General features: G+C 70.7%; 5 protein-coding genes. 3 read left to right on the plus strand and 2 right to left on the minus strand.

Going from position 1 to position 4,127, the window contains the following annotated elements:
- A partial coding sequence (locus ACWGH4_RS32330; RefSeq protein ID WP_453467136.1) for a tetratricopeptide repeat protein occupies window positions 1–1,778 on the plus strand: 1,778 nt, incomplete at its 5' end.
- Between the two features lie 55 nt (window positions 1,779–1,833).
- Here ACWGH4_RS32330 and ACWGH4_RS32335 read toward each other — a convergent pair.
- Both ACWGH4_RS32335 and mca read right to left on the minus strand, forming a co-directional pair.
- Window positions 1,834–2,085, minus strand: a complete 252-nt coding sequence (locus ACWGH4_RS32335; protein WP_453467138.1) for a hypothetical protein — start codon at window positions 2,083–2,085, stop codon at window positions 1,834–1,836.
- Window positions 2,078–2,959, minus strand: a complete 882-nt coding sequence (mca, locus tag ACWGH4_RS32340; RefSeq protein ID WP_441263891.1) for a mycothiol conjugate amidase Mca — start codon at window positions 2,957–2,959, stop codon at window positions 2,078–2,080. The genes ACWGH4_RS32335 and mca overlap by 8 nt, the downstream gene beginning before the upstream one ends.
- Before the next feature lie 97 nt (window positions 2,960–3,056).
- Between mca and ACWGH4_RS32345 the strand changes: the two genes are divergently transcribed.
- Together ACWGH4_RS32345 and greA are read left to right on the plus strand one after the other, a co-directional pair.
- Window positions 3,057–3,464, plus strand: coding sequence for a DUF4307 domain-containing protein (locus tag ACWGH4_RS32345; RefSeq protein WP_453467140.1), 408 nt, complete (start codon window positions 3,057–3,059; stop codon window positions 3,462–3,464).
- 162 nt (window positions 3,465–3,626) lie between these two features.
- Window positions 3,627–4,124, plus strand: coding sequence for a transcription elongation factor GreA (greA, locus tag ACWGH4_RS32350; RefSeq protein ID WP_005312833.1), 498 nt, complete (start codon window positions 3,627–3,629; stop codon window positions 4,122–4,124).
- Window positions 4,125–4,127: the final 3 nt, after the last annotated feature.

The raw sequence follows: 4,127 nt of genomic DNA on the forward strand, positions 1-4,127 counted from the left end.
CGGGCCGGGCCGCGCTCGGCCCGGCGGCGGCCGCGGCGCTGCTGGCCACCGACGAGAAGGAGGCGAAGCGGCTGCTGGCGGCGCTCGCCGAGGCGGGGCTGATCGACCATGTGCGCTCGGGGCGTTACCGGCTGCACGACGTGGTGCGCCGCTTCGCCAGGAACCGGCTCATGGACGAGGAGGACGCCGCCGACCGCGGCGCGGCGCAGGAGCGGCTGATCCGGAACTACGCGGAGCTGGCCGGCGCGGTGATCCGGATGGTCGACGGCAAGATGTCGACGAGAGCCGGGCAGTTCGGGGCCTACGGCTTCCCCTCGCTGGACGCGGCGCTGCGCTGGCTGGACGACGAGTCGAGCTTCATCACCTCGGCGCTGCGGCACGCGGAGGGTGTGGACCAGCAGGCCGTGCTCGGGCTGCTGGGCGCGCTGTGCGACTACTGCCTGCTGCGCGGGGACCTGTACCGGCTGGGCGAGATCAGCGAGCTCACCCAGGCCGTGGACCAGGGTCTGCTGGAGCGCTCCGTGCGCTGGCGTACCGGTATCGCGGCCCGGCAGCTCGGCGAGCTGGACAAGGCGCGTACGACGCTGTCGTCGGTGGTGGGCCTGTACCGGGAGGCGCACCACGACGCCGGTGCGGCGCTCGCGCTGTGCTCGCTCGGGATCACCCTGCACCACCAGGGCAACCTCACGGAGGCGGCGGCGAAGCTGCACGAGGCGATCGCGCTGCAGGACTCCCAGGAGCAGGCGGAGGACCGTGCCTGGTCACTGCACGCGCTGGCCGCCGTGGAGCGCGACCGGGCGAATCTCGCGGAGGCGCTGCGGCTGCTGGAGAGGGCGCTGGCGCTGCACCGGGAGGGCGAGTCCCTGCACGGCGAGGCCTGGTCGCAGTTCCAGCTGGGCCAGGTGTTCCTGCGCACGGGCGACGTGCCCGCCGCCCGGACGGCCCTGGAGGTGGCCCTCGACCTGTACGGCCGCACCCGGGACGGCCGCGGTGAGGCATGGGCGCTGACCCAGCTGGCGCGTGCCCGGCTCGTCGACGGCGACCCGGCGCCCGCGGTGGACGACCTGCGCCGGGCGCTGGCCAGGCACCGCGAGAACGAGGACGCCCGCGGTGAGGCGTGGACCCTGTACTACCTGGGCCAGGCCCTGGAGGAGTCCGGTGACCGCGACCAGGCGGTACGGGAGCTGGAGCGGGCGCGGACGATGTTCTCCCGGATGCGGGACGTGTACGGGCTGGCCTGCGCCCGGCATCACTCGGGACGGGTCACCCGCGACCAGCTCGCGGCCAGGACGGGCAGCCTGCGCAACTCGGGCTTCGCCCGCCAGCTCCTCGTCGACGCCCGCGCGGACTTCGCCCGGATCGGCGTCGCGCACGGCGAGGCGTGGACGTGCCTGGAGCTGGCGATGATCGACGCCGGGAACAGCCGCGCGCCGCAGGCGCTGGAGCTGTGCGACGAGGCGGCGGCCCTGTTCGCCTCGTACGGCGACGAGCGCGGCGGCGACTGGGCGCGTTTCCTGCGCTGCACCCTGCTGCCGTACGCCTCGCCCGGCGGCATCGAGGTCGGCACGGTCGTGGCCCAGGAGGAGCTGTCGCGTCTGATGGCAGCCGGGCACGCGTCGCGTGACGCGAAGCTGGAGGACTGCGCGGAGGCGCTGGCGGTGATGCTGGAACGCGGGGTGCGCCTGGAGGACGGCTGGCAGGCGTGGCAGCTGGGCCTGGTCCCGAACCGGCACGCGCGGGAGGTCATGGGGGTGCCGGTGGAGGCGGGCCGCCAGTAGGCGACACACCCGTGGGCCCGGTCCGCCGGCGCGGTCCGGGCCCAGGGGTGACGCGTCAGGCCGAGGCTGAGCCCGTCCGCTTCGCGGGGCCGGCGTCCGAGGTGGCCGTCGGGTCGGGGGCCTCCTCGAAGTTCACCCGGCCCATGTGGCGGTTCATGGACTTCATCAGGGCCCACACGCCCACAGCCAGCGCCGCGAAGACGAGAAAGCCGAGGACACCCGGGGTGACCTTGTTCTCGTCGAGCTCCTTGGCGAGGGTGGCCATGTGCGTCATTGCGAGGTGTGCGCTTGCGCTCATGTCAGGCATTGTCCCGGATGCCCGCGAAGAGGTCGTCCTCGGGGAGGGAGGTTTCGACGAGCGACTTCGCGAGCTCGTACTCCTCCGTCGGCCAGACCTCCTTCTGGATCTCCATGGGGACGCGGAACCAGCCGCCCTCCGGGTCGATCTGCGTGGCGTGCGCGATCAGCGCCCGGTCACGCGTCTCGAAGAAGTCGGCGCAGGGAACGTACGTGGTCAGCGTCCGCTCCGCGCGCTGGAACTCCTTCCAGCGCTCGAGCCACTCGCCGTACGGCGACTCGAGACCGCGCTCGAGCAGTGCCTCGTGGAGGGCGACGGTGCGGGGACGGTTGAAGCCCTGGTTGTAGTAGAGCTTCTGGGGCTGGAAGGCCGGCCCGTACTCGGACTCGGGGAACTTCTCCCGGTCGGCCGCGCCCTCGAAGGCCACCATCGTGATCTTGTGGGTCATGATGTGGTCGGGGTGCGGGTAGCCGCCGTTCTCGTCGTAGGTCGTGATGACCTGGGGACGGAAGTCGCGGATCCTGCGGACCAGCTCACCGGCCGCCTTGTCGACGTCCTCGAGGGCGAAGCACCCCTGCGGGAGCGGCGGCAGCGGGTCGCCCTCCGGCAGGCCGGAGTCGACGAAGCCGAGCCAGTCCTGCTTGACCCCGAGGATCTCGCGGGCCTCGTCCATCTCCTTCCTGCGTACCTCGTGGATGTTCTCCTCGATATAGGCGTCGCCCTGGAGCTTGGGATTGAGGATGGAGCCGCGCTCGCCTCCCGTGCAGGTCACGACCAGCACGTCCACCCCCTCGGACACATACTTGGCCATCGTCGCCGCGCCCTTGCTCGACTCGTCGTCGGGGTGGGCGTGCACGGCCATCAGTCGCAGCTGCTCAGTCAAGACTCGATCCTCAATGAATAGTCGCGTCGTGCAACTTCTATAGTGACCGAATCGGCGGACGGAAAATTCCTGCCTCCGGCTCTCGAAAGGAACGATCATGGCGGCTGTCGGCGAAAAGCTTCCGCAGGGGCGCTACGGGCGCACGGCGGACGAGCGCGCGGACCGCAAGCTGAGGATCGTGGGAGCCGTCCTCGGCGCCTGCATGCTCGCTGCCGTCGGCTGGTTCGGCTACGACTACGTCGCCGGTACGCGGATCAGCGCCGAGGTGATCAAGTTCGACGTCATGGAGGGCGCCGACGAGGTCCAGGTCCATCTCGAGGTCCGCAAGGACGCGGGGGCCGCCGGCAGCTGCACGGTGCGGGCCCTCGCGGAGGACGGCGCCGAGGTCGGCCGGCTGGACGTGGCGATCGGCCAGGAGGGTGAGAACCGCGTCGACGAGGTCGTGAAGATCCGTACGACGCGGCAGGCGACGAGCGCCGAGCTGATGGGCTGCAACGCCGCGTGACACCCCGAACCCCTCGCTGAGCAGGGGTTCTGTATTTACCGAGGCCTTTGTCCTCCCCCTTTGCCGCCGGAATTGTTAGGCTCGTGGTTTCGCCCACCCATGGGGGTACATCCTTGTGGGTAGGGCGATGCTTTGTATTCCCAGTACCTACGAGGAGCACCTGTGACCCAGACCAGCGACAACGTCACCTGGCTTACCCAGGAGGCGTACAACCAGCTCAAGGCCGAGCTGGAGTACCTGTCTGGTCCCGCGCGCACCGAGATCGCCAAGAAGATCGAGGCGGCGCGCGAGGAGGGCGACCTGCGGGAGAACGGCGGGTACCACGCGGCCAAGGAGGAGCAGGGCAAGCAGGAACTCCGTGTGCGCCAGCTGACCCAGCTCCTGGACAACGCCAAGGTCGGCGAGGCCCCGGCGGACGACGGCGTCGTCGAGCCCGGCATGGTCGTCACGATCGCCTTCGACGGCGACGAGGACGACACCCTGACGTTCCTGATGGCGTCGCGCGAGTACGCGAGCGCGGACATCGAGACGTATTCGCCGCAGTCGCCGCTGGGCGTCGGCGTGAACGGCAAGAAGGTCGGCGACGACGCCGAGTACGAACTGCCGAACGGCAAGAAGGCCGCGGTGAAGATCCTCGCGGCGAAGCCCTACTCGGGCTGAGCG

Source organism: Streptomyces sp. NPDC054847 (assembly GCF_053610925.1).